Source organism: Mesorhizobium mediterraneum (assembly GCF_002284565.1).
GTDB classification, from domain to species: Bacteria; Pseudomonadota; Alphaproteobacteria; order Rhizobiales; family Rhizobiaceae; genus Mesorhizobium; species Mesorhizobium mediterraneum.
Genome location: NZ_NPKI01000017.1, coordinates 273,116 through 299,659 on the forward strand (window position 1 = coordinate 273,116; position 26,544 = coordinate 299,659).

Below are 26,544 nucleotides of genomic sequence, written 5' to 3' on the forward strand. Positions count from 1 at the left end.
TCGCAATTGCGTTCCGGAAAGACTGTCAGCTATTCGATATCCTATCGATGACGTGTTCAATGATTTTTGATATCATCAAGATATGGAACTTCGGCATTTGCGACATTTCCTCGCTGTTGCGGAGGAATTGCATATGGGGCGTGCAGCCCTGCGGCTGGCCATGGCGCAGCCTCCGCTTAGTCAATCGATCGGGCGTCTGGAGAAGGAGCTCGGCGTCAAGCTGTTCGAGCGAGCCAACCGCCGCCTAACCCTGACGCGCGCAGGCTCGGCCTTCGTAGACGAGGCTCGGGCATCCGTGCGGCACGCCGATTCGGCGCTTCACATCGCCCGCGCAGCGCATAACGGCGAAGCTGGCGAGATCAGGGTCGGCTTCGTTTCGGCGGCTCTCTACGAGCATCTGCCGCATCTCCTGTCTCGGCTTCGCGAGAAATATCCGGACATCCGTCCAAAGCTCATCGAGGCGTCCACCAATGAGCAGATTGCGGCGTTGTCGCGCAGTGAGATCGACGTCGGTTTCGTGCATCCACCGCTCGGGACCGACGAACGTCTCGACGTCCATGACTATGCTGCTGAAGATCTCGTCGCCGTTCTGCCAGATGACCGGCAGACACACGGGGTGACGCTGGCGGACATTGCCCACCATGGGCTCATCATGTTTCCGGCTGCACAAGGCCCGGCGCTCCATGCCCGCATCATGGACACGTTCACCAAGGCTGGCCTCGACGTGCGGATCGTCCAGGAGGCAACGCGGGCACTAACCATGCTCTCGCTCGTGTCCGCCGGCTTGGGCGCGGCCCTGCTGCCACGATCGACACAGCGCCTTATGTTTCGGGGCGTCCGCTATGCACCGATCACCGGCGTATCGCTGCCAGCGTGGCCACTTGCCGTGATTGCGAAACGGCGGCCACGGCCGACCATTGTCGATAGCGTCTGGAGACTTCTTGATGGTCGTCCAGACGCGACTTGACCGGACCACCCGGCCGCGCGAGGCGCTCGATGACAGCCGCGCCGGCCGCGACGCGGCAGGTGAGAATTTCATTGCAACAATCTGACATAGATGAGTTTTTGATGATTCTTCCGCCTAATTGGCGGTTGCGTCATTTGGCATCGTGAAAAACCAACGCTGCATGCTAAAAGGGCGTCAAGGCAGGATCGCAGGGAGGCCCGTATGGAAGGCAAAAGCAAAAAAGCAGCCCGGTCGGACCTCGACGAAGCCGCCCTCTATTTTCACAAGCATCCAAGGCCTGGAAAGCTTGAAATCCAGGCAACCAAGCCGCTCGGCAACCAGCGCGACCTGGCGCTTGCCTATTCGCCCGGCGTCGCGGCGCCCTGTTTGGAAATCCGCGACAATCCAGCAACCGCCGCTGACTACACGGCGCGAGCCAATCTGGTCGGCGTCGTCTCCAATGGTTCGGCCGTGCTCGGTCTTGGCAATATCGGCCCGCTCGCCTCCAAGCCGGTGATGGAAGGCAAGGCGGTGCTGTTCAAGAAGTTCGCCGGCATCGACGTCTTCGACATCGAGATCGACGCGCCTGACATCGAGCGCATGGTCGAGACGATCTCGGCGTTGGAGCCGACCTTCGGCGGCATCAACCTCGAGGACATAAAGGCGCCCGAATGCTTCGAGGTCGAGGAACGGCTGAAGGCCCGCATGGCCATACCGGTCTTCCATGACGACCAGCACGGCACCGCGATCATCGTCGCCGCCGCCGTGCTCAATGGGCTGGAATTTGCCGGCAAGACGATCTCCGACATCAAGATCGTCACCTCCGGCGCCGGGGCAGCTGCCCTTGCCTGCCTCAACTTGCTGGTTTTGCTCGGCGCGCGCGTCGAAAACATCTGGGTCACCGACCGTTTCGGCGTCGCTTACAAGGGCCGCGTCGACGAGATGGACCGCTGGAAAGACCCCTACGTGAAAGATACCGAGGCGCGCACGCTAGCCGATGTGCTGCCGGGCGCCGACGTATTCCTCGGTCTTTCGGCCGCCGGCGTGCTGAAACCGGAATTGCTCCAGCATATGGCGCCAAAACCGTTGATCCTGGCGCTGGCCAATCCCAATCCCGAGATCATGCCGGAAGTGGCACGAGCTGCACGACCCGATGCGATGATCTGCACCGGCCGCTCCGATTTCCCCAATCAAGTCAACAACGTACTCTGCTTTCCCTATATATTCCGTGGCGCGTTGGACTGCGGCGCCAGCGCCATCAACGAAGAGATGAAGATGGCCGCGGTGCGGGCGATCGCAGCCCTTGCCCGCGAAGAGCCATCCGATGTCGCCGCCCGCGCCTATTCCGGCGAAACGCCGATCTTCGGGCCCGATTTCCTGATCCCCTCGCCCTTCGATCCCAGGCTAATCCTGCGCATCGCCCCGGCGGTGGCCAAGGCCGCCTGCGACACCGGCGTCGCGACACGGCCGATCACCGACATGACGGTCTATATCGACACGCTGAACCGCTTCGTCTTCCGCTCCGGCCTGGTCATGAAGCCGGTGTTCACGATGGCCAAGACGTCGAACGCCAAGCGCGTCATCTATGCCGACGGCGAGGACGAGCGCGTGCTGCGAGCCGCGCAAGTGGTGCTGGAGGAAGGCATCGCCGAGCCGATCCTGATCGGCCGCCCGCATGTCATCGAGGTCAGGCTGAAACGCTACGGGCTGCGCATCAAGCCGGGCGTCGATTTCGGCCTGATCAATCCCGAGGACGATCCGCGTTATCGCCACTACGTCGACCTTTTGATCGAGCTCGCCGGCCGGCGCGGCGTGACGACGGAAGCCGCGCGCACCATGGTGCGCACCGACAACACGGTGATCGCAGCACTTGCCCTCAAGCGTGGCGACGCCGACGCCATGGTCTGCGGCCTGGAAGGACGTTTCGAGCGGCATTTGCGCAATGTCACCCTGATCATTGGCCCGCGCGCCGGTATCAGGGATCACGACCTGTCGACGCTTTCCATGCTGATCTCGCAGCGCGGCATCATTTTCCTCACCGACACCCATGTCACCGTCGATCCGACGGCCGAGGAAATCGCCGAGATGACGGTGCTGGCGGCGGAAGAAATCCAGCGCTTCGGCATAGAGCCCAAGGCCGCCCTGCTGTCGCATTCGGATTTCGGCTCGCGCGATTCGCCGAGCGCGCTCAAGATGCGGCAGGCAGCGGCGATCCTGGCGCGCATCGCGCCCGACCTGCAATGCGACGGCGAGATGCATGCCGATTCGGCTCTGTCGGAGGAGCTGCGCCAGCGCGTCTATCCGCATTCGCGGCTGAAGGGCGAAGCCAATCTGCTGGTGTTCCCCAATCTCGATTCGGCGAACATCACGCTTACCGCGCTGCGCACGATGATGGACGCGCTGCATGTCGGGCCGATCCTGCTCGGTACCGACAGACCGGCGCATATATTGACACCGTCGGTGACGTCGCGCGGCGTCGTCAACATGACGGCACTCGCCGTGGTCGAAGCCGCCCACAAGGCGCAGGCGGTCGTAAATCTGGGCTAAAGCGGGGTTTCGCGGTAAGCTAAATATACAACCGCAAAGCGGTAGCTTTCGCGACGGCCTGTTAAACGGAGTTCACGGCGAATGACGGGCGGAGGGTGGAATCTGACGCGTGCCGCCGTACTGCTCGGTGCCTTGACGTTATCAAGCTTTGCCGTCACCGAGCCGCAGGCCGCCTCCCGTGTTTGCCGCCAGTTGGAGACCGATCTCGCGGCCGCTGCGCGTGGCGGCGGTGGCAAGCCGGCCCTGCTCAGGAAGTACGACGACGCGATCGTGCGGCAGCGCGAGCAGATTTCAAAGGCAAGCCGCCAGTTCGACAGCGCCGGCTGCGGCTTTTCGCTGGTCGGCCGCAATCGCAACGCATGCGCTGCACTCGAGGCCACGCTCGACCGCATGAACGCCAATCTCGATGCCCTGCAGGTCAAGCGCGCGCAGCTCGCCGGCGGCGGCTCGCGACGTGATCGAGCACGCATACTGGCCTCGCTCGACGCCAATGGCTGTCATGATAGCGCCGTGCCTTCGAAGCGTGTGCCTGTCGTCGAAGCGAACCGTGAAAACGGCAAAGGAAATCTGCTCGATCGGCTTTTGGGCGACGCCAGAAGTCAGCCCGATGCGCTGGATGAGCCGAGCGATCCCGATGAACAACGCGGTATCCGCGCCATGATCAATCGGCCAGACGGCATGGACCTGCCACGTCTTGGCGGCGAATTCCGCACAATGTGCGTGCGCACCTGCGACGGCTATTTCTTCCCGATGTCGAACGCCGCCTCGCTGGGCGATTTCGAGCGCGACCAGAAGAACTGCGATTCGAGTTGCCCCGGCACCGAGATGCAGGTGTTCTATACGCGCGGCATTGGCGACGATTCGGCCTCGATGACGTCCTCGATAACCGGCAGGCCCTACAGCGAACTGCCGACCGCCTATCTCTACAAGCAGCCCGAAACATCGCGGCCGTCGGCCTGCGGCTGCAACGCCTCGCGGAATTTCGAGATCATCGCCGGCAATCCGCCAAGCCCGGAGCAGTCCGAGGCCGACGTGGAGACCACGCCGTCCGTTCCGGTGCCTGCCGCCAGACCCGATCCAGGCGCCGACCCGGAGACTTTGGCCAATGTCGAAGGCAGGCTCGATCGCGAAGCCATCAAACGCCTCGCCGTAAAGCCCTCGCCGACGACCTTGCTGCCGCCGGAACAGCGCAAGGTCAGGGCCGTCGGGCCAGCGTTCCTTCCCGACCCAGCAGCGGCAACAGGTCTGCAAGCTCCGGCCCTGAAGGCTGTCCAGTAAGCGCCAGCCTGAGCGGCATGAACAGCGCCTTGCCCTTGCGGCCGGTCGCTTCCCTGATCCTGCCCGTCCACTCCTTCCAGACCGACCCGTTCCAGGGATCTTCCGGCAAAAGATCGAACGCCTGGCGAAGGAAATCGCGGTCGATATCGGAAAAGTCCGGCTGCTCCTGCGGGCCGTCGCGAAGTGTGCGCCACCAGATCGCGGCATCGGCCAGCCTGTCGAGATTGCCGCGCACCGCCAGCCAGAAGGGCTCGGCCTGTTCGCCGGAGATGCCGAGCACGATCAGTCGGTCGCGCGCCTCGGAAAACGGCATATGGTGCAGCAGTGTGCGATTGAGCACGAAGAGCTCGTCCGGATCGAACTTGGCGGCAGATTTCGACGTCGCGGCCGGATCGAAGCGCCGGGCAAGCTCGGCCATGTCAGGCACCGCCACGACATTTTCCGAGGTGCCAACAAGCACGGCCAGCGAGGCGACGGCCATCGGCTCGATGCCGGTCTCGCGCAGGCTCTCGATCGAGAGCGCGCCGCTCCGCTTCGACAGGCCCTCGCCCGATGCGGTGGTCAAGAGATTATGGTGGCCGAACACCGGCGGCTCGGCACCAAGCGCCTGGAACAGGGCGATTTGCACGCCGGTATTGGTGACGTGGTCGTCGCCGCGGATCACGTGGCTGACGCCCATCTCGATGTCGTCGACTACCGAAGGCAAAGTGTAGAGATAGGTGCCGTCCTCGCGCAGCAGAACCGGATCGGAAAGCGAGGCAAGATCGACGGTTTCCTCGCCGCGCACCAGATCGTTCCAGTGGATTTCGGTGCGCTCCGGCGCTAAGGGATCACTGCTGAAATTGGGCAGGAGAAAGCGCCAGTGCGGCCGGCGGCCATCTGCCTGGTATTCGGCGACCTGCTCAGGCGTCAGCGTCAGCGCCTCCCGACCATAGACCGGCGGCAGGCCGCGCGTGCGGCGCACCTTGCGCCTGAGATCGAGCTCTTCCGGGGTTTCGTAGCAAGCATAGAGAAGGCGCGCCGCCTTCAATTTCTCCACCATCGCATCGTAGATCTCGAAGCGCCGTGACTGGTATTCCGTGGCGTCAGGAAAGATGCCCAGCCAATGCAGGTCGTAGAGGATGGCGTCGGAGAATTCCTGCGTCGAGCGCGCGACGTCGGTGTCGTCGAAACGCTGGATGAAGCGGCCCTTGTTGTTCATGGCGAACAGCCAGTTGAACAGCGCGGTGCGCGCATTGCCGATATGAATGCGGCCGGTCGGTGATGGGGCGAAACGGACGGTAACTGTCATGGGCTGGGCGTACCGGATGGTTTTCGTATTGACAAGACACGCCCCCGCGCTCAGCGGCAGACATAGAACATGACGAAGGCGATGAAAAGGCGGCAGCGCCGCGTGTCCATTAAGACACGCGGCGCTGTAACCCGTCAGATCGCCAGCCCTTTGGTCAATTCGAGCGCCTGGCGCTCGAACAGCCGGCGGTAGATGCCGCCTTGCAGCCGGATCAGTTGGTCATGCGAACCCTCTTCGACGATGCGGCCGCGATCGAACACCAGAAGCCTGTCCAGCGCCCGCACCGTTGAAAGCCGGTGCGCGATGACCAGCGTCGTACGGCCGACCATCAACCGCTCCATCGCCTGCTGGATCAGCACCTCCGATTCCGAGTCGAGGCTCGACGTCGCCTCGTCAAGGATGAGGATCCGCGCATCGGCGAGGAAAGCGCGCGCGATCGCCACGCGCTGGCGCTCGCCACCCGACAGTTTCACGCCGCGCTCGCCGACCAGCGTGCCGTAACCCTTCGGCAGATCGACGATGAAGTCGTGCGCGCTGGCCAGCCGCGCCGCATGCTCGATCTCGGCTTGCGTGGCGCTCGGCCGGGCATAGGCGATGTTTTCGGCCAGCGACCGGTGGAACAGAATCGGCTCCTGTTGGACGATGGCGATCTGCCCGCGCAGCGACGCCTGCGCCACCCCGGAAATATCCTGGCCGTCGATCAGGATCGTTCCCGCATTCACGTCGTAAAGGCGCTGGATCAGCTTGACGAAGGTCGTCTTGCCCGAGCCCGAATGGCCGACCAGCCCGACGCGTTCGCCCGGCGCGATATCCACCGAAAAGTCGCGATAGAGCGGCAGGCGGTGGCTGCCATAGTGGAAGGTGACATCGTCGAAGCTGATGCGGCCGTCGGTGATGCGGATCGGCTTGGCGCCGGGCACATCCTCGATCCCGAGCGGCTCGGACTGGAAGTCGACCAGTTCCTCCATGTCGTTGATCGAGCGCTGCAAATTGCGGATATGCGTGCCGATGTCGCGCAAATAGCCTTGCAGCACGAAAAACGAGGTCAGTACGAAGGTAACATCGCCGGCGCTCGCCTGCCCCCACGCCCACAAAAGCAGCGAAAATCCGATCACCGCGGTTCTCAGAAGCAGCAGCATCGCCCCTTGCGTGGTGCCGTTGACGGTGCCGCGCACCCAGGTGCGGCGCGTGCGGGCACGCCATCTGGCGACGACCTTGGCAAGGCGCGTTTCCTCGCGTTCCTCGGCGCCAAAACCCTTGACCACGGCGTTGCAGCTCACCGCGTCGGCCAGCGCGCCGCCCAGGCGCGTGTCCCATGCGTTGGCAAGCCTTGCCGCAGGCGCGACATAGCCGAGCGACAGCAGCGCCGTCACCGCGATGAACAGCACCGAACCTACGGCGACGACAGCACCCATCAGCGGCCAGAACCAGCCGAGCAGCAGCGTCGAGCCGACAAGCATGACGACGGACGGCAGCAGCGCGATCAGGATCGTGTCGTTGAGCAGGTCGAGCGCCCACATGCCGCGGGTTATCTTGCGCACGGTCGACCCGGCGAAGCTGTTGGCGTGCCAGTCGGTGGAGAAGCGCTGGACGCGATGGAAGGCGTCTGCGGCGATATCCGCCATCATCTTCAGGGTCAGTTCGACGATGGCCATGAAAGCGAGGTTGCGCAGGACGACACCGGTGAGCGCCAGCGCCACCAGCATCGAAAAGGCCGCCATCGCCGCATTCCATGCGACATCGTCGGCCGCAGCGCTGCTGGCAACGGCGTCGACCAGGCGGCCGGAATAGAGCGGCGTCAGCACGTCGGCCAAGGTCGACAGCAGGAACGTGCCCATGATGAGCGAAAGCCGCCACGGCTGGCGCCGCCAATGACTAAGCGTGAAGCCAAGGGCGCTGCGAAAGGCGCCTGCGCGCAAATCTATCTGAAAACGAGCCATGATGTCATTCGGGCGCAAACGAGCCCGGTCCCGGTAAGGTCGAAAATTGAAAAAACCGCGTGGGCGAATTAGCGCCCGGGAATGCGGGGGTTCGGCATATTTGGCGGCTCGCCCGAATACGGGCGGCGACCGGCATCGACGAACGCCTGTTGTCAGATAGACCTGGCCGTGAAGGTGAAAACCTTCCAGAGCGCCGTCTGAGACCTAGGCTTCGCGGCCTCGCATAACGATGTCAAATCCTGCCATTCGGTCCGTTAGAGCGACGTGCGTCCATTCGGACGCACAAAGTACGCTCTAACTTTGAATCTGCGCATCGTGCTTTCCGAAAATCGATGCCGATTTTCGGGCCGATGCGTAGGAATCGCGGAGACGTTCTTATAGAGATGCCTCAACGCGTCGCCAAGCCAGCGAGCGATCGAAAGCGCATCTGGTCCAACCAGTGAGACCATTTTGCAACAATCGCGGGTTGTGCGCCGGCGTCGCCGCTCAGGCTGCTGGAATGCGGTCGAGCCGCATGTAGCGGCCATCGGTGGACGGCCTGAAGCCGAGTTTCTCGTAGACCGCGTGGGCGTCGTTCGTCGACAGGCTCCAGTGGGTGACTGTCTTGCAATCCGGATGATTGATAAGCGACTGGACAAGCCGCGTGCCGATGCCTCGCCCGCGATGCCCAGGCCAGACGATGACGTCGGCCAGATAGGCGAAAACCGTGCCGTCGGTGATCGCCCGGCCGAAGCCGATCTGCTTGTCGTTGAGATAGGCTCCCACGCAAAGCGAGTTGGCAAAGGCGCGGCGGTGGACTTCGTCGCTGCGCCCGCTGCCCCAGTAGCTTGCCATCAACAGGTCGGAGGTCGCCCGGAAGTCGATCCGTGACATGTCGAAGCTGATTTCACAGTCAGGCATGGCTACATCGTTGATCGTTTGGAGAGCCGAAATCGCGCCTATCCGCCATCCCTGAACCGGTTGGTGATGGGATAACGGCGGTCGCGGCCGAAATTCTTTTTGGTGATCTTCACGCCGGGCGCTGCCTGCCGGCGCTTGTATTCGGCGATGTAGAGCAGGTGCTCGACGCGCGTCACCGTCGCCCGGTCATGGCCGCGGGCAACGATCTCGTCGACACCCATCTCGTTCTCAACCAGACACTCCAAGATGTCGTCCAGCACCGGATAGGGCGGCAGCGAATCCTGATCCGTCTGGTTCTCGCGCAGTTCCGCCGAAGGCGCCTTGTCGATGATGTTGTTCGGGATCACCTCGCCGGAAGGACCCAGCGCGCCCGGCGGCACGTGCGTATTGCGCCAGCGCGACAGCGCATAGACCTGCATCTTGTAGAGGTCCTTGATTGGGTTGAAGCCGCCATTCATGTCGCCATAGAGCGTGGCGTAGCCCACCGACATCTCACTTTTGTTGCCGGTGGTGACCACCATCGAGCCGAACTTGTTGGAGATCGCCATCAAAATGGTGCCGCGCGCGCGGCTCTGCAGGTTTTCTTCGGTGATGCCTTCCTTGGTGCCCTCGAAAAGCTGCGTCAGCGTATGCAGGAATCCCTCGACCGGCTCGAAGATCGGCACGATATCGTAGCGGCAGCCGAGCGCGCGGGCACAATCCTCGGCATCCTTCAGCGAATCCTTCGAGGTATAGCGGTAAGGCATCATCACGGCGCGCAGCCGTTCCTCGCCGAGCGCATCGACGGCAAGTGCGGCGCAGATCGCCGAATCGATGCCGCCGGAAAGGCCGAGCACCACATTCTTGAAGCCGTTTTTGTTGACGTAGTCGCGCAGGCCCAGCATGCAGGCGCGATAGTCAGCCTCCTCCTTTTCCGGGATTTTCGACCTCGGTCCTTCGGAGCAGACCCAGCCCTCGGAGTGATTTCCACTTCGCGCGCCTGCGGCGGCGCGGTTCCGCTTCCACGTGGTGACGTTGACCGTCTCCTCGAACTGGCTCATCTGGAAGGCCAGCGTCTTGTCAGAACCTATAGCAAACGACGCACCATCGAAGATCAGCTCGTCCTGGCCGCCAAGCTGATTGGCGTAGATGATCGGCAATCCGCATTCGATGACCTGGCGGATGACGATCTGGTGGCGAACGTCGACCTTGCCGCGATAATAGGGCGAGCCGTTCGGTACCAGCAGGATTTCCGCGCCGCTTTCGGCCAGCGTCTCGCACATGCCGACATCGCCCCATATGTCTTCGCAGATCGGAATTCCCAGGCGCACGCCGCGGAAATTGACCGGTCCCTGGATTTCAGGACCAGCCTGGAAGACGCGCTTCTCGTCGAATTCGCCGTAGTTCGGCAGATCGAGCTTGTAGCGCTCGGCAAGGATCTTGCCGCCATCGGCAACGATGATCGAATTGTGCGTGCCGCTCTTGCGCTTCAGTGGCGTGCCGATGATGACGCCCGGCCCGCCATCGGCGGTATCACCAGCGAAATCCTTCGCCGCCCGCTCGCAGGCCTTCAGGAACGCCGGCTTCAGCACCAGGTCTTCGGGGGGATACCCAGCAAGAAAAAGCTCGGTGAACAGCACGAGGTCGGCGCTCTGGCGAGCGGCATCCGCCCTCGCCTCGCGCGCCTTTGCGAGATTACCGGCGACGTCGCCAACCGTCGGATTGAGCTGGGCGACGGCGATGCGCAATATGTCGGAAGCGGTGTTGTCGGTCATGCCTGCTGACTTAGCGCGACAGAATTCGCCGGGCAATGGCGTTCATTTGGACCACCCAGACCGAATGACATATGTCATTCGTGTCAGACCGATCGACGAATGTCGATCGTGTCAGACCGATCAACGGATCGATCGCGGCCTATTCGCCCATATATTCGCGCAGTGCCTCCGGCGAGTGGTTCTCGCCGATCGACATCGCCAGAATGCGCGAAATATGCCGGCGCGGCAGCCGGGTTTGCGCCGCCCAGGCATTGATCTGGTTCTGGATCTTGTCGAGATCCCTCTTCGAGGTCGGGCTTTCGGCGATGTCCAGGCCGGCGTCGCGCAGCGCCGCCGCCATGTCGGTTGAGACGATGAAGGCGTCCCATTCCAGCCACCTCAGAAAATACTGGCCGGTGTTGCCGCCGAGCCGGCTGCCATGCTTGCCGAGATAGGCCATCAGCCCGACCTGATCGTCGGCCGGCCAATCGGCGAGGAATTTGCCGAAGCCGCCATGCTCCTTCGATACCCGCTCGACGAAGGCCGCGTTGTCGCGGACGGATTTGATCTTCTGCGGATTGCGCACGATGCGCTTGTCGGCCGTCAGTTCGTGCCAGAAATCGTCAGGCTGGAACAACAGCCGCTTCGGCTCGAAACCGAGAAACGCCTCTTCGAAACCCGGCCATTTCTGCTCGATGACGCGCCAAACGAAACCAGCCGCGAAAACACGCTCGGCCATGGTCGAGAGGATGCGGTCGTCGGTAATGTCAGCTACCGCGGCGTTGTCAGGCATGGGACCCAGCAGCGACGCCAGCGCAGCTTCCCCGCCCTTGCGTTTGGCCGCGCGGGCGCGGACTTTCTGAAAATCCATCATTGTTTCCTCACCTTATCGCGTCAATCTACCACTTCCCGTGCGAACCGGCAGCCTCTAGGTCTATCGCGGACGCTGACGACGGAGGCGACGATGAACAAGACGATCGAAGAGTTGGCAAACCGTTGGCTGAAGCGAAAGCCGGACGGCCTCAGCGCACTTGAAAACCGGGTGCTGCAATCAACGCTCGAGCGCACCACGATCTCCAAGGATACCAACAAGGCTGTCGCCTTTCACCAGACGTTTGGCGACCGCCTCGCCGACACCATCGCCCGGATCGGCGGCTCGTGGTCCTTCATCCTGACATTCATTGCCTTCCTGATCCTGTGGACTGCGGGCAATGTCTGGCTTTTGACGCGCGACGCCTTTGATCCCTATCCCTTCATCTTCCTCAACCTCGTGCTTTCCATGGTCGCGGCCCTGCAGGCGCCGGTGATCATGATGGCGCAGAACCGCCAGACCGAGCGCGATCGTATCGATGCCGCGCACGACTACGAGGTCAATCTCAAGGCCGAGATCGAGATCATGGCGCTGCATGAGAAGCTGGACGAACTGCGCCACAGCCAGATCGTCGGCATGCGCGACGAGATTGCGCAACTGGCCGAACAGGTGAAGCGGATCGACGAGATTCTGTCGAAGCAGCGGACGCGTCCATGACGGATGCCATCCATAATCTCATCGAGCAATATGGGCTGATTGCCGTCTTTCTGGGCTGTATCGCCGAGGGCGAAAGTGCCGCCCTCCTTGGCGGTTTTTTCGCGCATCAGCATGTCTTCGTCCTGTGGCAGGCCTTTCTCGCGGCTGCCTTCGGCGCCTTTGTCGGCGACACCTTCTTTTTCACCCTCGGCCGAAGCTTCGCCGACCATCCGCTCGTGATTAAATTGAGGGGTCGGCCAGGCTTCAGTCACGCCTATCGTCTCGTCTCCAGCCATCCCGACATTTTCGTGCTGTCGAACCGTTTTATCTATGGCCTGCGGCTGGTCGGCGGCATCGCGGCTGGATTGTCCGGCATCGCCGTGGCGCGCTTTGTCATCCTCAACGCCATTTCATCGATCATCTGGGCCGCATTGTTCGCCGCCATCGGCTATGTCTTCGGGCTGGGCGCGGAGCGAATCGTCGGCCAGGCGCTTGCCCGTCACGAGCGATTGCTGATCGCTCTGGCCATCGGCCTGGCAGCCGCCGTCCTCGGCTGGTTCATCGCCCACCATGTCGCCAAGAAAGAACGTGTCAAGGACGCTAAGGAGACGTGAGGATCAGTCGATGCCGAGCGCGCGGCCACGATCGAGGATCAGCGGAATGATCAAATCTTCCTCATCGGCAAGGTGCCGGGTCAGCATGGCGATCAGGCGGCTGTTCTCGTCGGCATAGGCATCGGCGGCAAAGCGCTGCTTGTCCTCGCTCTCCTGAAGCGTGCGGATGAAGGCGTTCGCCGTCTCGGCATTGCGCTCCAGCCCCTCGTGGATCGTGTGATGATCGGCATCGAGAATCTCGAAGCCGCGTTTCAGCCTTGTCTCCGCCTTGGCGAAGACCGGAAAATAATGATTGTCCTCGACATTGTGGTGGCCGTCGAGATTCCCGAGAAAATGGTTGAGGCGCGGCGCGAACCAGCGCGCAAACTCCGGCGCTGTCAGCCTGCCCTCGCGATAGTCGCCAATGCCATTGGTCAGCATGCCGCCGAGCTCGCGGAACATGTCGTGCCGCTGCAGCCACATGGTGGCGATGCCGTGAATGTTGGAATGTGCCTGCCAGGTCTCGCGCGGATATTTCTCAGTCAGCCAGCCCAGATCGTCCGGCAGGCCTGCCCGCTCGAGCAGCAGAAAATCGGCACCTTCACCCATGACGGTCTCCTTTGGTGACCGTCATATAAGAGGTGAGATACTAGATCGGTAGCCCCAAGATTCGCTCGATGATGGCGATGCCCCAGACGCCGGCAACGATCACCACCGAAATCAGCACCGCCAGCGAGCCGCAATCCTTGGCGAGCTGGATATCGACGTTGAACTCCCGGCTGAACGCATCGCATGCCGCCTCGATGCCGGTGTTCAGCACTTCGACCATGATCAGCAGCAGCACCGAGCCGATCAGCAGCGCATAGCCGCGCCACGACACCGAAACAAACCAGCCGAGCGGCAGCGCCAGCACGAGCAGCATCAGCTCCTGCTGGAAGGCTTTTTCGCTGGCGGCCAATTTCTGAAACGCCCGCACCGAATTGAAGAAAGCATCGATCAGCCGCTGCATACCAAACCTTTCCGAATCACCGGCAGGGGATAGCGCAATGGCCGGATCAAGGGAATAAGGCGATCGCTGCAAAAATCATTCGTCGGCGACCTTGATCGACGGGGCCGACCTTTCGAACTGCGGCAGCGCATCGTCGATCGAATAATAATCTCCCTTGTCGCCGACAAAGATATGGCTTTGGCCGGAAAGGCCGGATGGCCTGTCGAAGGAGCCGGCCATGATCGAAATTGAGTCCAGTTCGCCATGCTTCCAGAACAGCAGCGAACCGCAGGTCCTGCAGAACCCGCGCTTGGCCACATCGGAAGCACCATACCAGGCGAGCGCATCCTTCCCTTCGATATCGATGTCGGCGTCCTTGGCAGCGGTTGCGGCAACGAAATGCCCGGTCTGCTTCCGGCACTGTGAACAATGGCAATAGACGACACCGCGCAGCGGACCCCGCGTCCTGAAGCGCACGGCTCCGCACAGGCATGATCCGCTGTGATTGTCATCCATCTCGGCCTCCAACGAAATCGCCATCCCAATCGCCATCCATGGCATCGGCATCGTTGTCAGGATTCCAGTTTTGCAGCGACTGTGCCCAAGCAAATGCGACATTCGGCGGGCATGTTCCGCACAGCACGGTTTGCGGTTGGGAGCGCGGGCGCTGACCGAACCCTGGCTAAAAACGATGTCGGGCCACAACTAACCGGCGGGTGCGTAGCGCAGCAGCGTCACGCCCTGGGTAAGGCTTTCCGTGCCAAGCGGCTTCAACGTCAGCGACAGGCCGGACTGGAAGTACGGCTTGCCGCCGCCCAGCACAACCGGGTGCAGCGGTGCAGAACCTTTGATGCCGGCGCGAAGGATCGCTACGCAGCAGTTTTATTCCGAACCGCTGCATTCTTCGGCTGATGTAACGGCATGGATCCTGCGGTCTGCATTCCGCTTCGCGTCGCTACGCCCCAGGATGACGAAGGCATGTTGGCTTAAGGCTAATCGCCAGCGTTGGAGATTGGCAGTTGCAGATCAGTCGGCAACCATCACAGCCTCAGCCGTTCACGGCCTGCTTGTGCTGGACCGGGTGGCTCTTTTTGAGCAGATCCGAGACCAGGAATGCCAGCTCGATCGCCTGGTCGGCGTTGAGGCGCGGGTCGCAATGGGTGTGGTAGCGATCCTGCAGCTCTTCGGCGGTGATGGCGCGGGCGCCACCGGTGCATTCAGTGACATTCTTGCCGGTCATCTCGATATGGATGCCGCCCGGATGCGTGCCTTCGGCGCGATGCACCTCGAAGAAGGTCTGCACCTCCTTCAGGATGCGGTCGAACGGCCGCGTCTTATAGCCGGCGGCCTCGATGGTGTTGCCATGCATCGGGTCCGACGACCACACCACGCTGCGGCCTTCTTTTTTTACCGCGCGCAGCAGCTTCGGCAGGTGGTCGGCGACCTTGTCGGAGCCGAAGCGCGCGATCAGCGTCAGCCGGCCGGGCTCGTTCTCCGGATTGAGCAGGTCGATGAGCTGCAACAGGCCGTCCGGCGTCAGCGACGGGCCGCATTTCAGGCCCAGCGGGTTCTTGATGCCACGGCAGTATTCGACATGGGCATGGTCGGGCTGGCGCGTGCGATCGCCGATCCAGATCATGTGTCCGGAAGTGGCGTACCAGTCACCTGAGGTTGAATCGACGCGGGTCAGCGCCTCCTCATAGCCGAGCAGCAGCGCTTCGTGGCTGGTGTAGAAGTCGGTCTCGCGCAGCGCGTAATTGGTCTCCGAGGTGATGCCGACAGCCTTCATGAAGTCCATCGTCTCGGTGATGCGGTTGGCGAGCGACTCGTATTTCTCGCCCTGCGGGCTGTCGGACACGAAGCCCAGCATCCATTGATGCACGTTCTCCAGGCTGGCGTAGCCGCCCTGGGCGAAGGCGCGCAACAGGTTGAGCGTCGCCGCCGACTGGCGGTAGGCCATCTCCTGGCGTGCGGGATCGGGAATGCGCGACTTGGCGTCGAACTCGATGCCGTTGATGATGTCGCCGCGATAGCTGGGCAGCGTCACGCCGCCCTTGGTCTCGTTGTCGGACGAGCGCGGCTTGGCGAACTGGCCGGCGACACGACCGACCTTCACCACCGGCTGCGCGCCGGCGAAAGTCAGCACCACGGACATCTGCAGGAAGACGCGGAAGAAGTCGCGGATGTTGTCCGCGCCATGCTCGGCAAAACTCTCGGCGCAATCGCCGCCCTGCAGAAGGAATGCGTCACCGGCAGCGACGGTCGCAAGCTGCTTCTTCAGCTTGCGTGCCTCACCTGCAAAAACCAGCGGCGGAAAGGTGGCGAGCTGGGCTTCCGTGTTCTTCAGCGCGGCAAGATCCGGATAGGCAGGAACCTGCTGGATCGGCTTTGCTCTCCACGAATTCGGCGACCATTTCGTCATCGTTGCACCCAACGTTCTTTCCAGCGGGTGCTATCGCCCGCCATTTCACCCCAATATGGGATCGCGGCTCCATACACGAAGCCGATTTCCTATTCTAGACCGGATTTGGACGTGTGGCGAATGGCGGCCGCGGCGAAAAAGCGTCGGAATGTTTGCGGCGAAAGGCTCAAGCCGACGCCGTGTTAAGCCACCTTCTCCGCCAATCTTGCCAGCTGCGTCATGACGACGGCGGACCCCGCCAGCCGCTTTTCGGGCGTAGACCAGTCGCGGCTGAAGACGACGCTGTGATCCGGCCGGATCTTGGCCAGCGAGCCCTGCTCGCCGATGAACGTGACCAGCCCGACAGGATTGGAAAACTCGCGCTTGCGGAAATGTATGACGACCCCCTTTGGCCCGGCATCGAGCTTTTCGACATTGGCCTTGCGGCAGAGCGCCTTGATAAAGACGATCTTCAAGAGATGCTTCACCTCCTCCGGCAACGGGCCGAAGCGGTCGATCAGCTCGGCGCCGAAAGCATCGATCTCCTCGGTGTTTTCGAGATCGCCGAGGCGGCGATAGAGCGCCAGCCGCAGCTGCAGATCCGGAACATAGCTTTCCGGGATCATCACCGCCGTGCCGACGGCGATCTGCGGCGACCAACCGCCATCCTGCACTTCGCCGGAATCCTTCACCTCGGCGACCGCTTCTTCCAGCATCTGCTGGTAAAGCTCGAAGCCGACCTCCTTGATGTGGCCGGATTGCTCTTCGCCGAGAAGATTGCCGGCGCCTCTGATATCGAGATCGTGACTGGCGAGCTGGAAGCCGGCGCCCAGCGTGTCGAGCGACTGCAGCACCTTCAGCCGGCGCTCGGCGGTGTCGGTCAACTTGCGATTGGCCGGCAGCGTGAACAGCGCATAGGCGCGCACCTTCGAGCGCCCGACGCGGCCGCGCAACTGGTAGAGCTGCGACAGGCCGAACATGTCGGCGCGATGCACGATCAGCGTGTTCGCGGTCGGGATATCGAGGCCGGATTCGACAATGGTTGTCGACAGCAACACATCGTACTGGCCGTCGTAGAAGGCGTTCATGATGTCGTCGAGCTCGCCGGGCGGCATCTGGCCGTGAGCGACAGCCACTTTCAGCTCGGGCACCGATTCCCGAAGGAAATCATGGATTTCCGCCAAATCGCTGATGCGCGGCACGACATAAAAGGAATGACCACCTCGGTAGCGTTCCCTGAGCAGGGTCTCGCGGATGACCAGCGGGTCGAAGGGCGAGATGAAGGTGCGCACCGCCAGGCGATCGACCGGCGGCGTGGCGATCAGCGACAGTTCGCGCACCCCGGTCAACGCCAGTTGCAGCGTGCGCGGGATCGGCGTCGCCGACAGCGTCAGCACATGCACGTCGCTCTTCAAATCCTTCAGCCGTTCCTTGTGCTTGACGCCAAAATGCTGCTCCTCGTCAATGATTAGGAGGCCGAGATTCTTGAACGAGATCGACGAGCCGAGCAGCGCATGGGTGCCGACGACGATGTCGACCGTGCCTTCGGCGATACCCTTCTTGGCCTCGGCCAGGTCCTTGGCTCCAACCAGCCGCGATGCCTGGGCGACGCGGATCGGCAGGCCGGAAAAGCGCTGCGAAAAGGTCTTGAAATGCTGGCGTGACAACAGCGTCGTCGGCACCACCACCGCGACCTGAAACCCTTCCATCGCCGCGATGAAGGCGGCACGAAGGGCGACTTCGGTCTTGCCGAAGCCGACGTCGCCGCAGATCAGCCGGTCCATCGGCTTTCCCGCGCCCAGATCGCCCATGACCGAATCGATCGCCGTCTGCTGGTCGTCGGTTTCCTCGTAGGGGAAACGCGCGGAGAATTCGCCGTAGAGACCATCTGCCGGCACCAGCGAAGGAGCGGCGCGCATCTGCCGCTCGGCGGCAATGCGGATCAACTGTCCGGCCATGTCGAGCAGGCGTTTCTTCAGCCGCGCCTTGCGCGACTGCCAGGCGCCGCCGCCAAGCTTGTCCAACGTCGCTTCGGCCGAATCCGAGCCATAGCGCGACAGAAGCTCGATGTTCTCCACCGGCAGGAACAGCCGATCATCGCCGGCATAATGGATCTCGAGGCAATCATGCGGCGCACCAACCGCCTCGATGGTGCGCAGCCCGATGAAGCGGCCAATGCCGTGGTCGGTATGGACGACGATATCGCCGGAGGACAACGCCGAGGCCTCGGCGATGAAGTCGGAAGGACGCTTCTTGCGCTTCGAGCGGCGGATCAGCCGGTCGCCCAGAATGTCCTGCTCGGCGACGACGACCAGTTTCTCGGTCTCGAAGCCGGATTCGAGCGGCAGCACGGCAAGTGCCGCCTGCCCCGTCTCGAGCTTTTCCGCCTCGGCCAGCGTGGCGACCGGCTTGAGATTGCCGAGATGATGTTCAGCCAGGATCTGGCCAAGCCGGTCGAGCGAACCTTCGGTCCAGCCGGCGATGACGACGCGGCGGCGGGCGGCCCGCTCATCGGCAATGTGTTTTACGACGACGTCGAAGACGTTGACGTTGGGGTCGGCGCGTTCCTCGACGAAGCTGCGGCCATGCCGCGAGCCGGCATGGAAGATTTTCCTCGCGCCGGCGTCGGGCGCATCGAACGGCGTGAAGTCGATCGCTTCGCGCGGGCCAAGCGAGGCGATGAGGTTTTCGGGCGACAAATAAAGCAGGTCGGGCGGCACCGGCTTATATGGCACGGCATCCTTCAGTGCGCCGTCGGCCTGCTTCCTGCGCGCCTCGTAATGGTCGAGGATCAGCGCATGGCGCTCAGTCAGCGCCTCATGCGCCAGATGGTCGAACACAACAGGCGTGTCCGGCAGATAGTCGAACACCGTCTCCAGCCGCTCGTAGAAGAACGGCAGCCAGTGCTCCATGCCGGCGAAACGCCGTCCCTCGCTGACCGCCGCATAGAGCCCATCGTCGCGCGAGGGCGCGCCAAAGGCTTCGATGTAGCTGCGGCGGAAACGGCTGATGGTCTCCGGCGTCAGCGCCACTTCACTCATCGCCTGCAGCGCCATCGACTTGCGTTGGCCGATGGTGCGCTGCGTGGCGGCGTCGAAGACGCGGATCGATTCCAGCGTGTCGCCGAAGAAATCGAGGCGCAGCGCTTCCGTCCAGCCCGGTGCGAACAGGTCCAGAATGCCGCCGCGCACGGCAAACTCGCCGACGCCGCGCACTGTAGGCACCCGCTCGAAGCCTGATATCTCCAGCCGCGACACCAGCCCATTCATGTCAATCTGGTTGCCGGGTTTTGCGTGAAATGTCTGTGCCTCGACGAGGCTTGCCGGCGGAATGCGCTGCAGCAGCGCATTGGCGGTGGTCAGGATGACGGCGCGGTGCGGTTTTTTCACCAGCGCGATCATCGCGGTGAGCGCGTCCAGACGCCGCGCGGCAGCATCCGCTCCGGGCGAGACGCGGTCGTAAGGCAGACAATCCCAGGCCGGCAGCTCGAGCACGGGCAGGCCTGGCGCTGCGAATGAAAGCGCCTCGATGATCGAAGGCAGGCGCTGGCCGTCGCGCGCCACGAACAGCACCGGCTTGTCGGGCGCAATCTCGTGCGCGGCCTGCACCAGCGCAAAGGCTTCGTAACCGTCGGCGACACCGTCGACGATGAACTGGCCGGCGCGGCCTTTCGGCAGGCCGATGGTGGGGATCAAGCTCATGAAATCACGTATTCAGAATGTCATCGCCTGGCGCGACGCCAGGATCTTTTGCAGGACGGCACAGTCGAAATTTGCGGGAACCGGGCGCTCGCCGGTGATCACGGGCAGGAATTCGGTATCGGGAACGTCGAGGAGCCTTTCATATTGGTCGAGTTCGTCGCCGGTCAAGACGCCGATCTCCGCGTCTGCGAAACTGCCGAGAATGAGGTCCATCTCGCGCATGCCGCGATGCCAAGAGCGAAACAGAAGCTTGCGGCGGCGGGCGTCGAGCCCCTCGCTTGATCGTCTCGTTCCGGTCATTGTCCTGCTTCCTTGCCTGAAGCGGCGCATATAGCGTGGATAGAGGGCGGTGTCAGCCTTGCGCTGCGGCCGTCGCGACATAAGCTGACATCATGCGCCCTTCCCTCCTCGATCCGCTGTTTGTCCCGATCACCTCGCTTGCCGGCGTCGGGCCGAAGGTCGGCGCGCTGATCGAGAAAATCGTGCCGGCCGATCTCGGCGATCGTGCGGCGCGCGCCGGCGATCTTTTGTTCGTGCTGCCCCACACGGTAATCGACCGCCGCAACCGGCCGGGTATCGCCGGCTCGGCCGAAGGCGCGATCGTCACCCTTGATGTGCGGATCGATCGCCACCAGCCGCCGCCGCGCGGCAACAGATCGGTGCCGTACCGGGTCTACGCCCATGACGACACCGGCGAGATCGCGCTGACCTTCTTCCATGCGCACGCCGCCTATCTCGAAAAAGCTATGCCGGAAGGCGAGCATGTCGTGGTCTCGGGTCGAATGGAATGGTTCAACGGCCGCCCGACCATGGTTCACCCCGACCACATCGCGCTGGCCAGCGAAGCGGAAAACCTGCCGCTGGTCGAGCCGGTCTATCCGCTCACCGCCGGGCTCTCGGGAAAAGTGCTGCGCCGGGCAATCGGCCAGGCGCTCGCTCGCTTGCCGGTGCTGCCGGAATGGCAGGATGGCGAGTTTCTGCGCCGCCAGACCTTTCCTGCCTTCGGCGATGCGCTCGCCCGCATCCACAACCCCGCCGACCCGATCGACGTGTCCATCGACGGCGCAGCCTGGCGGCGCCTCGCCTATGACGAGTTTCTGGCAGGCCAGGTGTCGCTGGCACTGGTGCGGGCAAAAGTCCGCCGCTTGTCCGGACGACCATTGGTCGGTGACGGCCGCATCGTCGAAAAGCTGCGCGCCGCCCTTCCCTATTCGCTGACCACCTCGCAGGAAATGGCGCTTGCCGAAATCAACGCCGATCTCGGTGATCCCGAACGCATGCTGCGCCTGCTGCAGGGCGATGTCGGCTCCGGCAAGACGGTTGTCGCGCTGCTCGCCATGGGGCGCGCCGTCGAGGCAGGCGGCCAGGCGGCATTGATGGCGCCAACCGAAATCCTGGCGCGCCAGCATCTTGCGACGATTGCACCGTTGGCAGAACAGGCGGGCCTGCGCGTTGCCATCCTCACCGGCCGCGAAAAGGGCCGCGAGCGCACCGAGACGCTGGCCGGCCTGGCCAGTGGCGAGATCGACATCGTCGTCGGCACCCACGCCCTGTTCCAGGAAACGGTAACGTTCCACGACCTCGTCTTCGCTGTCATCGACGAACAGCACCGTTTTGGCGTCCATCAGCGGCTTGCCATCACCGCCAAGGGCGACGCGCCCGACATGCTGGTGATGACGGCGACGCCGATCCCACGCACGCTGGTGCTGACCGCCTTCGGCGACATGGATGTTTCGAAGCTCACCGAAAAGCCGGCCGGGCGCCAGCCGATCCGCACCGTCACCCTGCCGCTCGAACGGCTCGACGAACTGGTCGGCCGCATGCGCGACGCCGTCGCCGACGGCCAGAAGATCTACTGGATCTGTCCGCTGGTCGAGGAATCCGAAGAGATCAAGCTGATGTCGGCGGAGGACCGTTTTGCCTCGCTAAAGCCGCTGTTCGGCGACTGGATCGGCCTGGTGTACGGGCGCATGAAGGGCGCCGACAAGGACGAGGCGATGCGCGCCTTCAAGGCCGGCGAGACACGCATCCTGATCGCCACCACGGTCATCGAGGTCGGCGTCGATGTGCCGGATGCCACGATCATGGTCATCGAGCATGCCGAGCGCTTCGGCCTCGCCCAGCTGCACCAGTTGCGCGGCCGGGTCGGGCGCGGCGAAAAACCGTCCTCCTGCGTGCTGCTCTACAAGGATCCGCTCGGCGAGACGGCAACGCGCCGGCTGTCGGTGATGCGCGAGACCGAGGACGGCTTCCGCATCGCCGAGGAGGACCTGAAGCTGCGTGGCGAAGGCGAGTTGCTGGGCACCCGCCAGTCCGGTACGCCGGGCTTCCAGGTGGCACGCATCGAGGCGCATGCCGACCTGCTCGAAGCCGCCCGCGACGACGCGCGGCTGATCCTGTCGCGCGATCCCGAGCTGCAATCCGAACGCGGCGCCGCCCTTCGCATGCTGCTTTATTTGTTCGGCCGCGACGAGGCAGTGCGGCTCTTACGCGCCGGCTGAGGCCCGGCACCGACCGGCGGATTGGCGATCTGAACGCCGATCGGCTTGCCGTTCAGCGTCACCATTTTCGTCTTGACCTCCGGCGCCACCAGCCCGGCCGAGACGATCAGCTTGGCGCCGTCCTCGATCGTCATGTCGAGCAGCACGACATCGGATTTCGGCACATACATCAGGAAGCCGGTGGTCGGGTTGGGCGTGCACGGCATGAACACCGCAATCAGCGGGTTGTCTTCCTGGTCGAGCTTCTGGTTGATCTCGGTTTCCTTCTCGCTGGCGACGAAGACCAGCGACCAGACGCCCTTGCGCGGGTATTCCACCAGCCCGACCTGGCGGAACATGTTTCCCTTGTTCGACAGCACGGTCTCAAAGATCTGCTTCAGCGAGCCGTAGACGCCGCGCACCAGGGGCATGCGGCCGAGCAGCCGCTCGCCGAACAAGACGATGGCGCGGCCGACGATATTGGCGGTCAGGAAACCGATCAGGGTGATCAGGATCAGGGCGACGATCAGGCCAAATCCCGGAACCGGCGCCGGCAGATAGCTATCGGGGTTGTAGCGCGCCGGAATGTAGGGTTTCACCCAGGAATCGACCCAGCCGATGAAGGACCAGGCGATGTAGGCGGTGATCGCCAGCGGCGCGCAGACGACAAAGCCTGTCAGGAAATAATTCCGCAGCCGGGTCATGCCTGAGGTCTTGGGAGCATCGGACATGGTTCACCGCAGCACTGGTTGCGGCGCAACATTAGTGAACCGCATTCGGCTTTGGAACTGCGAAATTTTTAAACCACGCCTATTCCACAGTCACCGATTTCGCCAGGTTGCGTGGCTGGTCGACGTCCGTGCCCATGAACACCGCGGTGAAATAGGCCAGCATCTGGATCGGCAACGCGTAGATGATCGGCGTGATGATTTCCGGCACGTCCGGCAGCACGATCGTCTCCATCGTCTTTACCGTGGCGTGCGCGGCACCCTTGCTGTCGGTGATCAGGATGATCTTGCCGCCGCGCGCCGCCACTTCCTGCATGTTCGAGACGGTCTTTTCAAAGATGCGGTCATGCGGGGCAATGACGATCACCGGCATGTTCTCGTCGATCAGCGCGATCGGCCCGTGCTTCAGTTCGCCGGCGGCATAGCCCTCGGCATGGATATAGGAGATTTCCTTGAGCTTCAGCGCGCCTTCCATGGCCAGCGGAAAATTGGTATCGCGGCCGAGATAGAGCACGTTTTTGTAGTGAGAAAGGTCGCGCGCGACCTTTTCGATCTGCCCATCGAGCTTCAGGACCTGATTGGCATAGCGCGGCGCTTCCGACAGTTGGCGGACCAGCGTCGTTTCCTGCTCCGGCGAGATCGTTCCGCGCGCCACGCCCGCCCGCACGGCAAGCGACGCCAGCACCGACAATTGACAGGTGAAGGCCTTGGTCGAGGCGACGCCGATCTCCGGCCCGGCCAGCGTTGGCAGGATAACGTCGGATTCACGCGCCATCGTCGATTCTCGGACATTGACGACCGCGCCAATCTTCATCCCGGCCTTGCGGCAATAGCGCAGCGAGGCCAGCGTGTCGGCGGTCTCGCCCGATTGCGAGATGAAGAAGGCGGCGTCTGTCTTCGACAGCGGCATTTCACGATAGCGGAATTCCGAGGCGACATCGATGTCGACCGGCAGCCTCGCATACCGCTCGAACCAGTATTTGCTGATCAGGCCGGCCAGATAGGCGGTGCCGCAGGCCGAAATCGCCAACCGGTCGATTTTGGCGAAATCGAAAGGCAGGTCGAGCGGCTTCGAGACGCCACCGACGAAATCCACATAATGCGCCAGCGTGTGCGAGATCACTTCCGGCTGTTCATGGATTTCCTTCTCCATGAAATGGCGCCGATTGCCCTTGTCGACCATGAAGCTGGTGCTGAGCGACTGCTGGCGCTTGCGGTCGACCTTGTTGCCGTCCATGTCGAAGATGGCGACCTCGTTGCGGCGCACAACCGCCCAGTCGCCGTCCTCGAGATAGGTGATCGAGTTGGTGAAGGGGGCAAGCGCGATGGCGTCGGAGCCCAGGAACATCTCGCCGTCGCCATGGCCGACGGCCAGCGGTGGGCCGTTGCGGGCGCCGACGATGAGGTCCTCATCGCCCTTGAACATGATGGCCAGCGCAAAGGCGCCTTCCAGCCGCTTCAGCGCCTGGTGCGCGGCCTCGACCGGCTTCAGGCCCCTGGCCAATTCGCGCGCCACCAGATGGGCGACGACCTCGGTGTCGGTCTGCGATGAAAATGTGTAGCTGTCGCGTATCAGCTCGTCGCGCAATTCGGCGAAATTCTCGATGATGCCATTGTGGACAATGGCGACGCCGTCGGAAAAATGCGGATGCGCATTGGTTTCGTTCGGCACGCCATGCGTTGCCCAGCGCGTGTGGCCGATGCCGATCATGCCGTCGAGTGGTTCGTCCTTCAGCCGGCGCTCGAGATTGATCAGCTTGCCCTCGGCGCGGCGGCGCCCAAGCTTGCCATGCTCGATTGTGGCGACGCCGGCGGAATCGTAGCCGCGATATTCGAGCCTTTTCAGCGCATCGACGATGAGTGGCGCGACCGGCGAGTGACCGACAATTCCGACGATACCGCACATAGACGTTGCCCCCGATTCCGGCGTAAACCCCAGCGCCATTTAGGGTTGGCCGGGCTGCCGCGAAAATCACATTGCGTTTCGTTCCGTATCAGCCGGAACTGTTCTTGCACAGATGCACCATGACAGAGCGCCCTTGCAATCCGGTTACCGCAATCGCTCAGTTTCTCCGTACGGGCATCCTATCGCGCCCAACAGTTCCTGAAATCCGTCAAAGACATGATGCAGTCGTCGCGGCTAGGCTTTTTTCCGGGCCGCCTCGGCCGAAGCAAAACGCTCGCGCAATTCCTTGCCCTTGCCGGCCAGCGTCCTCTGGCGGGCGCGGCCGAAGGCCAGCGCATCGTCAGGCACGCTTTCGGTGATCACGCTTCCCGAAGCGATATAACCACCCTTGCCGATTGTAACCGGCGCCACCAGCGAGGAGTTCGAGCCGATGAAAGCACCCTCGCCGATGTCGGTGAAGAACTTCGAATAGCCGTCATAGTTGCAGGTGATGGTTCCAGCGCCGATATTGGCGCCGGCGCCAACGCGGGCATCGCCGATATAGGTCAGGTGGTTGACCTTGGCGCCTTCCTCGATCGTCGCCCCTTTGACCTCGCAGAAATTGCCGACCTTGGCTTTTTGCCGGAGATCGGCGCCCGGCCGCAGCCGCGCATACGGACCGACATCGCAGTTCGAGGCGATCGTGGCGCCTTCGATATGGCTGAAAGCATGGATCTTGGCGCCCGTGGCGATCGTCACGCCCGGCCCGAACCAGACATTGGGTTCGACAATCGTGTCCGCGCCGATCTCGGTATCGTGCGAAAAGAACACGGTTTCCGGCGCGATCAATGTGACGCCAGAGAGCATGGCCTCGCGCCGCCGGCGCGTCTGCCAGATGCCTTCCGCCGCGGCGAGTTCGGCGCGGTTGTTGATGCCGAGCGCATTCTCGAAGCTGGCTTCTGCGGCAACGACATCAAAACCCTGCCCGCCGGCGATCTCGACGATGTCGGTGAGATAATATTCGCCCTTGGCGTTGTTGTTGCCGACTTGGTCGAGCAGCTGCAGCGCGTGCTTGCCCGCAACCGCCATCAGCCCGCCATTGCAGAAGGTGATTTTCTTCTCCTCGCCGGTGCAGTCCTTTTCCTCGCGGATAGCGACGAGCTTGCCGCCTTTTTCGATCAGCCGGCCATAGCCGGAAGGATTTGACGTGCGGAAGCCGACCACAACGACGGCAGCGCCTTCGGCCAGCTTCAGGCGCGCAGCAGCCAGCACCTCCGGATCGATCAGCGGCGTATCGCCGAACATCACCAGGATGTCGTCGTAACCCTTTGATATCGCAGCACGAGCTGCCAGCACGGCATGCGCCGTGCCGAGCCGCTTGTCCTGGACGAAGGTCTCCGCCTTCGGCGCGAACTTTTGCGTGGCCTTGCGCATCTCTTCCGCGCCATGGCCGATCACCAGCGCCAGATCACCGCTGCCTGCGGCTTCGGCAGCCTTGACGACATGGGCGACCATCGGCAGGCCGGCGATCAGGTGCAGCACTTTTGGCACTGCGCTTTTCATGCGCGTGCCTTCGCCTGCGGCGAGGATGACGGACAGGCAGGTTCTCTGGCTCATGGAATGGCA

The 26,544-nt window shown here is 62.8% G+C and carries 20 protein-coding genes; 6 read left to right on the forward strand and 14 right to left on the reverse strand.

What is annotated here, in order from left to right:
- Positions 1–133: 133 nt before the first annotated feature.
- The 3 genes from CIT25_RS15235 (at position 134) to CIT25_RS15245 (ending at position 4,771) form a co-directional block, all read left to right on the forward strand.
- The gene (locus tag CIT25_RS15235) at positions 134–967 is read left to right on the forward strand and encodes a LysR family transcriptional regulator (protein ID WP_245329856.1); all 834 of its coding nucleotides are present in this window, start codon (positions 134–136) and stop codon (positions 965–967) included.
- Between the two features lie 201 nt (positions 968–1,168).
- On the forward strand, positions 1,169–3,493 hold the full coding sequence (locus CIT25_RS15240) for an NADP-dependent malic enzyme (RefSeq protein WP_095485347.1): 2,325 nt from the start codon (positions 1,169–1,171) through the stop codon (positions 3,491–3,493).
- Between the two features lie 81 nt (positions 3,494–3,574).
- Positions 3,575–4,771 (forward strand): DUF2865 domain-containing protein, encoded by a 1,197-nt coding sequence (locus tag CIT25_RS15245; RefSeq protein ID WP_095485348.1) that lies wholly within the window; start codon positions 3,575–3,577, stop codon positions 4,769–4,771.
- Here the strand turns inward: CIT25_RS15245 and gltX are convergent.
- The 5 genes from gltX to CIT25_RS15270 all read right to left on the reverse strand — a co-directional run bounded on the left by gltX (position 4,689) and on the right by CIT25_RS15270 (position 11,509).
- Positions 4,689–6,062, reverse strand: a complete 1,374-nt coding sequence (gltX, locus tag CIT25_RS15250) for a glutamate--tRNA ligase (RefSeq protein WP_095485349.1) — start codon at positions 6,060–6,062, stop codon at positions 4,689–4,691. The genes CIT25_RS15245 and gltX overlap by 83 nt on opposite strands.
- Positions 6,063–6,196: 134 nt before the next feature.
- A complete protein-coding gene (locus tag CIT25_RS15255; RefSeq protein WP_095485350.1) occupies positions 6,197–8,002 on the reverse strand; it encodes an ABC transporter ATP-binding protein in 1,806 nt (601 codons plus the stop codon).
- Between the two features lie 486 nt (positions 8,003–8,488).
- A complete protein-coding gene (locus CIT25_RS15260; protein WP_095485351.1) occupies positions 8,489–8,902 on the reverse strand; it encodes a GNAT family N-acetyltransferase in 414 nt (137 codons plus the stop codon).
- Positions 8,903–8,940: 38 nt separating this feature from the next.
- On the reverse strand, positions 8,941–10,656 hold the full coding sequence (locus tag CIT25_RS15265) for an NAD+ synthase (protein WP_095485352.1): 1,716 nt from the start codon (positions 10,654–10,656) through the stop codon (positions 8,941–8,943).
- Positions 10,657–10,795: 139 nt separating this feature from the next.
- Positions 10,796–11,509 (reverse strand): DNA-3-methyladenine glycosylase I, encoded by a 714-nt coding sequence (locus CIT25_RS15270; RefSeq protein ID WP_095485353.1) that lies wholly within the window; start codon positions 11,507–11,509, stop codon positions 10,796–10,798.
- A 90-nt stretch (positions 11,510–11,599) separates the two neighbouring features.
- Between CIT25_RS15270 and CIT25_RS15275 the strand changes: the two genes are divergently transcribed.
- Positions 11,600–12,163 carry a DUF1003 domain-containing protein gene (locus tag CIT25_RS15275; protein WP_095485354.1) on the forward strand — a complete coding sequence of 188 codons (564 nt, stop codon included), beginning with the start codon at positions 11,600–11,602 and terminating at the stop codon, positions 12,161–12,163.
- Entirely contained in the window at positions 12,160–12,756 is a 597-nt protein-coding gene (locus CIT25_RS15280; RefSeq protein ID WP_095485355.1) for a DedA family protein, read from the forward strand. The genes CIT25_RS15275 and CIT25_RS15280 overlap by 4 nt, the downstream gene beginning before the upstream one ends.
- A gap of 3 nt (positions 12,757–12,759) precedes the next feature.
- Here the strand turns inward: CIT25_RS15280 and CIT25_RS15285 are convergent, their stop codons facing one another.
- From CIT25_RS15285 to CIT25_RS15315, 6 genes are all read right to left on the reverse strand, one after another.
- Positions 12,760–13,344, reverse strand: coding sequence for a hemerythrin domain-containing protein (locus CIT25_RS15285; RefSeq protein WP_095485356.1), 585 nt, complete (start codon positions 13,342–13,344; stop codon positions 12,760–12,762).
- Positions 13,345–13,384: 40 nt separating this feature from the next.
- Positions 13,385–13,744 (reverse strand): diacylglycerol kinase, encoded by a 360-nt coding sequence (locus CIT25_RS15290; protein ID WP_095485357.1) that lies wholly within the window; start codon positions 13,742–13,744, stop codon positions 13,385–13,387.
- 75 nt (positions 13,745–13,819) lie between these two features.
- On the reverse strand, positions 13,820–14,239 hold the full coding sequence (locus CIT25_RS15295) for a GFA family protein (RefSeq protein WP_095485580.1): 420 nt from the start codon (positions 14,237–14,239) through the stop codon (positions 13,820–13,822).
- Between the two features lie 532 nt (positions 14,240–14,771).
- The gene (locus tag CIT25_RS15305) at positions 14,772–16,145 is read right to left on the reverse strand and encodes a class II 3-deoxy-7-phosphoheptulonate synthase (RefSeq protein ID WP_029352996.1); all 1,374 of its coding nucleotides are present in this window, start codon (positions 16,143–16,145) and stop codon (positions 14,772–14,774) included.
- A 182-nt stretch (positions 16,146–16,327) separates the two neighbouring features.
- Positions 16,328–19,825 (reverse strand): transcription-repair coupling factor, encoded by a 3,498-nt coding sequence (gene mfd / locus CIT25_RS15310; protein WP_095485358.1) that lies wholly within the window; start codon positions 19,823–19,825, stop codon positions 16,328–16,330.
- A 12-nt stretch (positions 19,826–19,837) separates the two neighbouring features.
- A complete protein-coding gene (locus tag CIT25_RS15315; protein ID WP_095485581.1) occupies positions 19,838–20,125 on the reverse strand; it encodes an FAD assembly factor SdhE in 288 nt (95 codons plus the stop codon).
- Between the two features lie 92 nt (positions 20,126–20,217).
- Between CIT25_RS15315 and recG the strand changes: the two genes are divergently transcribed.
- On the forward strand, positions 20,218–22,326 hold the full coding sequence (recG, locus tag CIT25_RS15320) for an ATP-dependent DNA helicase RecG (protein WP_095485359.1): 2,109 nt from the start codon (positions 20,218–20,220) through the stop codon (positions 22,324–22,326).
- On the opposite strand, the gene CIT25_RS15325 is transcribed toward recG, so the two are convergent.
- From CIT25_RS15325 to glmU, 3 genes are all read right to left on the reverse strand, one after another.
- Positions 22,278–23,036 (reverse strand): DUF502 domain-containing protein, encoded by a 759-nt coding sequence (locus CIT25_RS15325; protein ID WP_095485360.1) that lies wholly within the window; start codon positions 23,034–23,036, stop codon positions 22,278–22,280. The genes recG and CIT25_RS15325 overlap by 49 nt on opposite strands.
- Before the next feature lie 79 nt (positions 23,037–23,115).
- Positions 23,116–24,939, reverse strand: coding sequence for a glutamine--fructose-6-phosphate transaminase (isomerizing) (glmS, locus tag CIT25_RS15330; protein WP_095485361.1), 1,824 nt, complete (start codon positions 24,937–24,939; stop codon positions 23,116–23,118).
- A gap of 234 nt (positions 24,940–25,173) precedes the next feature.
- Positions 25,174–26,535 carry a bifunctional UDP-N-acetylglucosamine diphosphorylase/glucosamine-1-phosphate N-acetyltransferase GlmU gene (gene glmU / locus CIT25_RS15335; RefSeq protein ID WP_095485362.1) on the reverse strand — a complete coding sequence of 454 codons (1,362 nt, stop codon included), beginning with the start codon at positions 26,533–26,535 and terminating at the stop codon, positions 25,174–25,176.
- Positions 26,536–26,544: the final 9 nt, after the last annotated feature.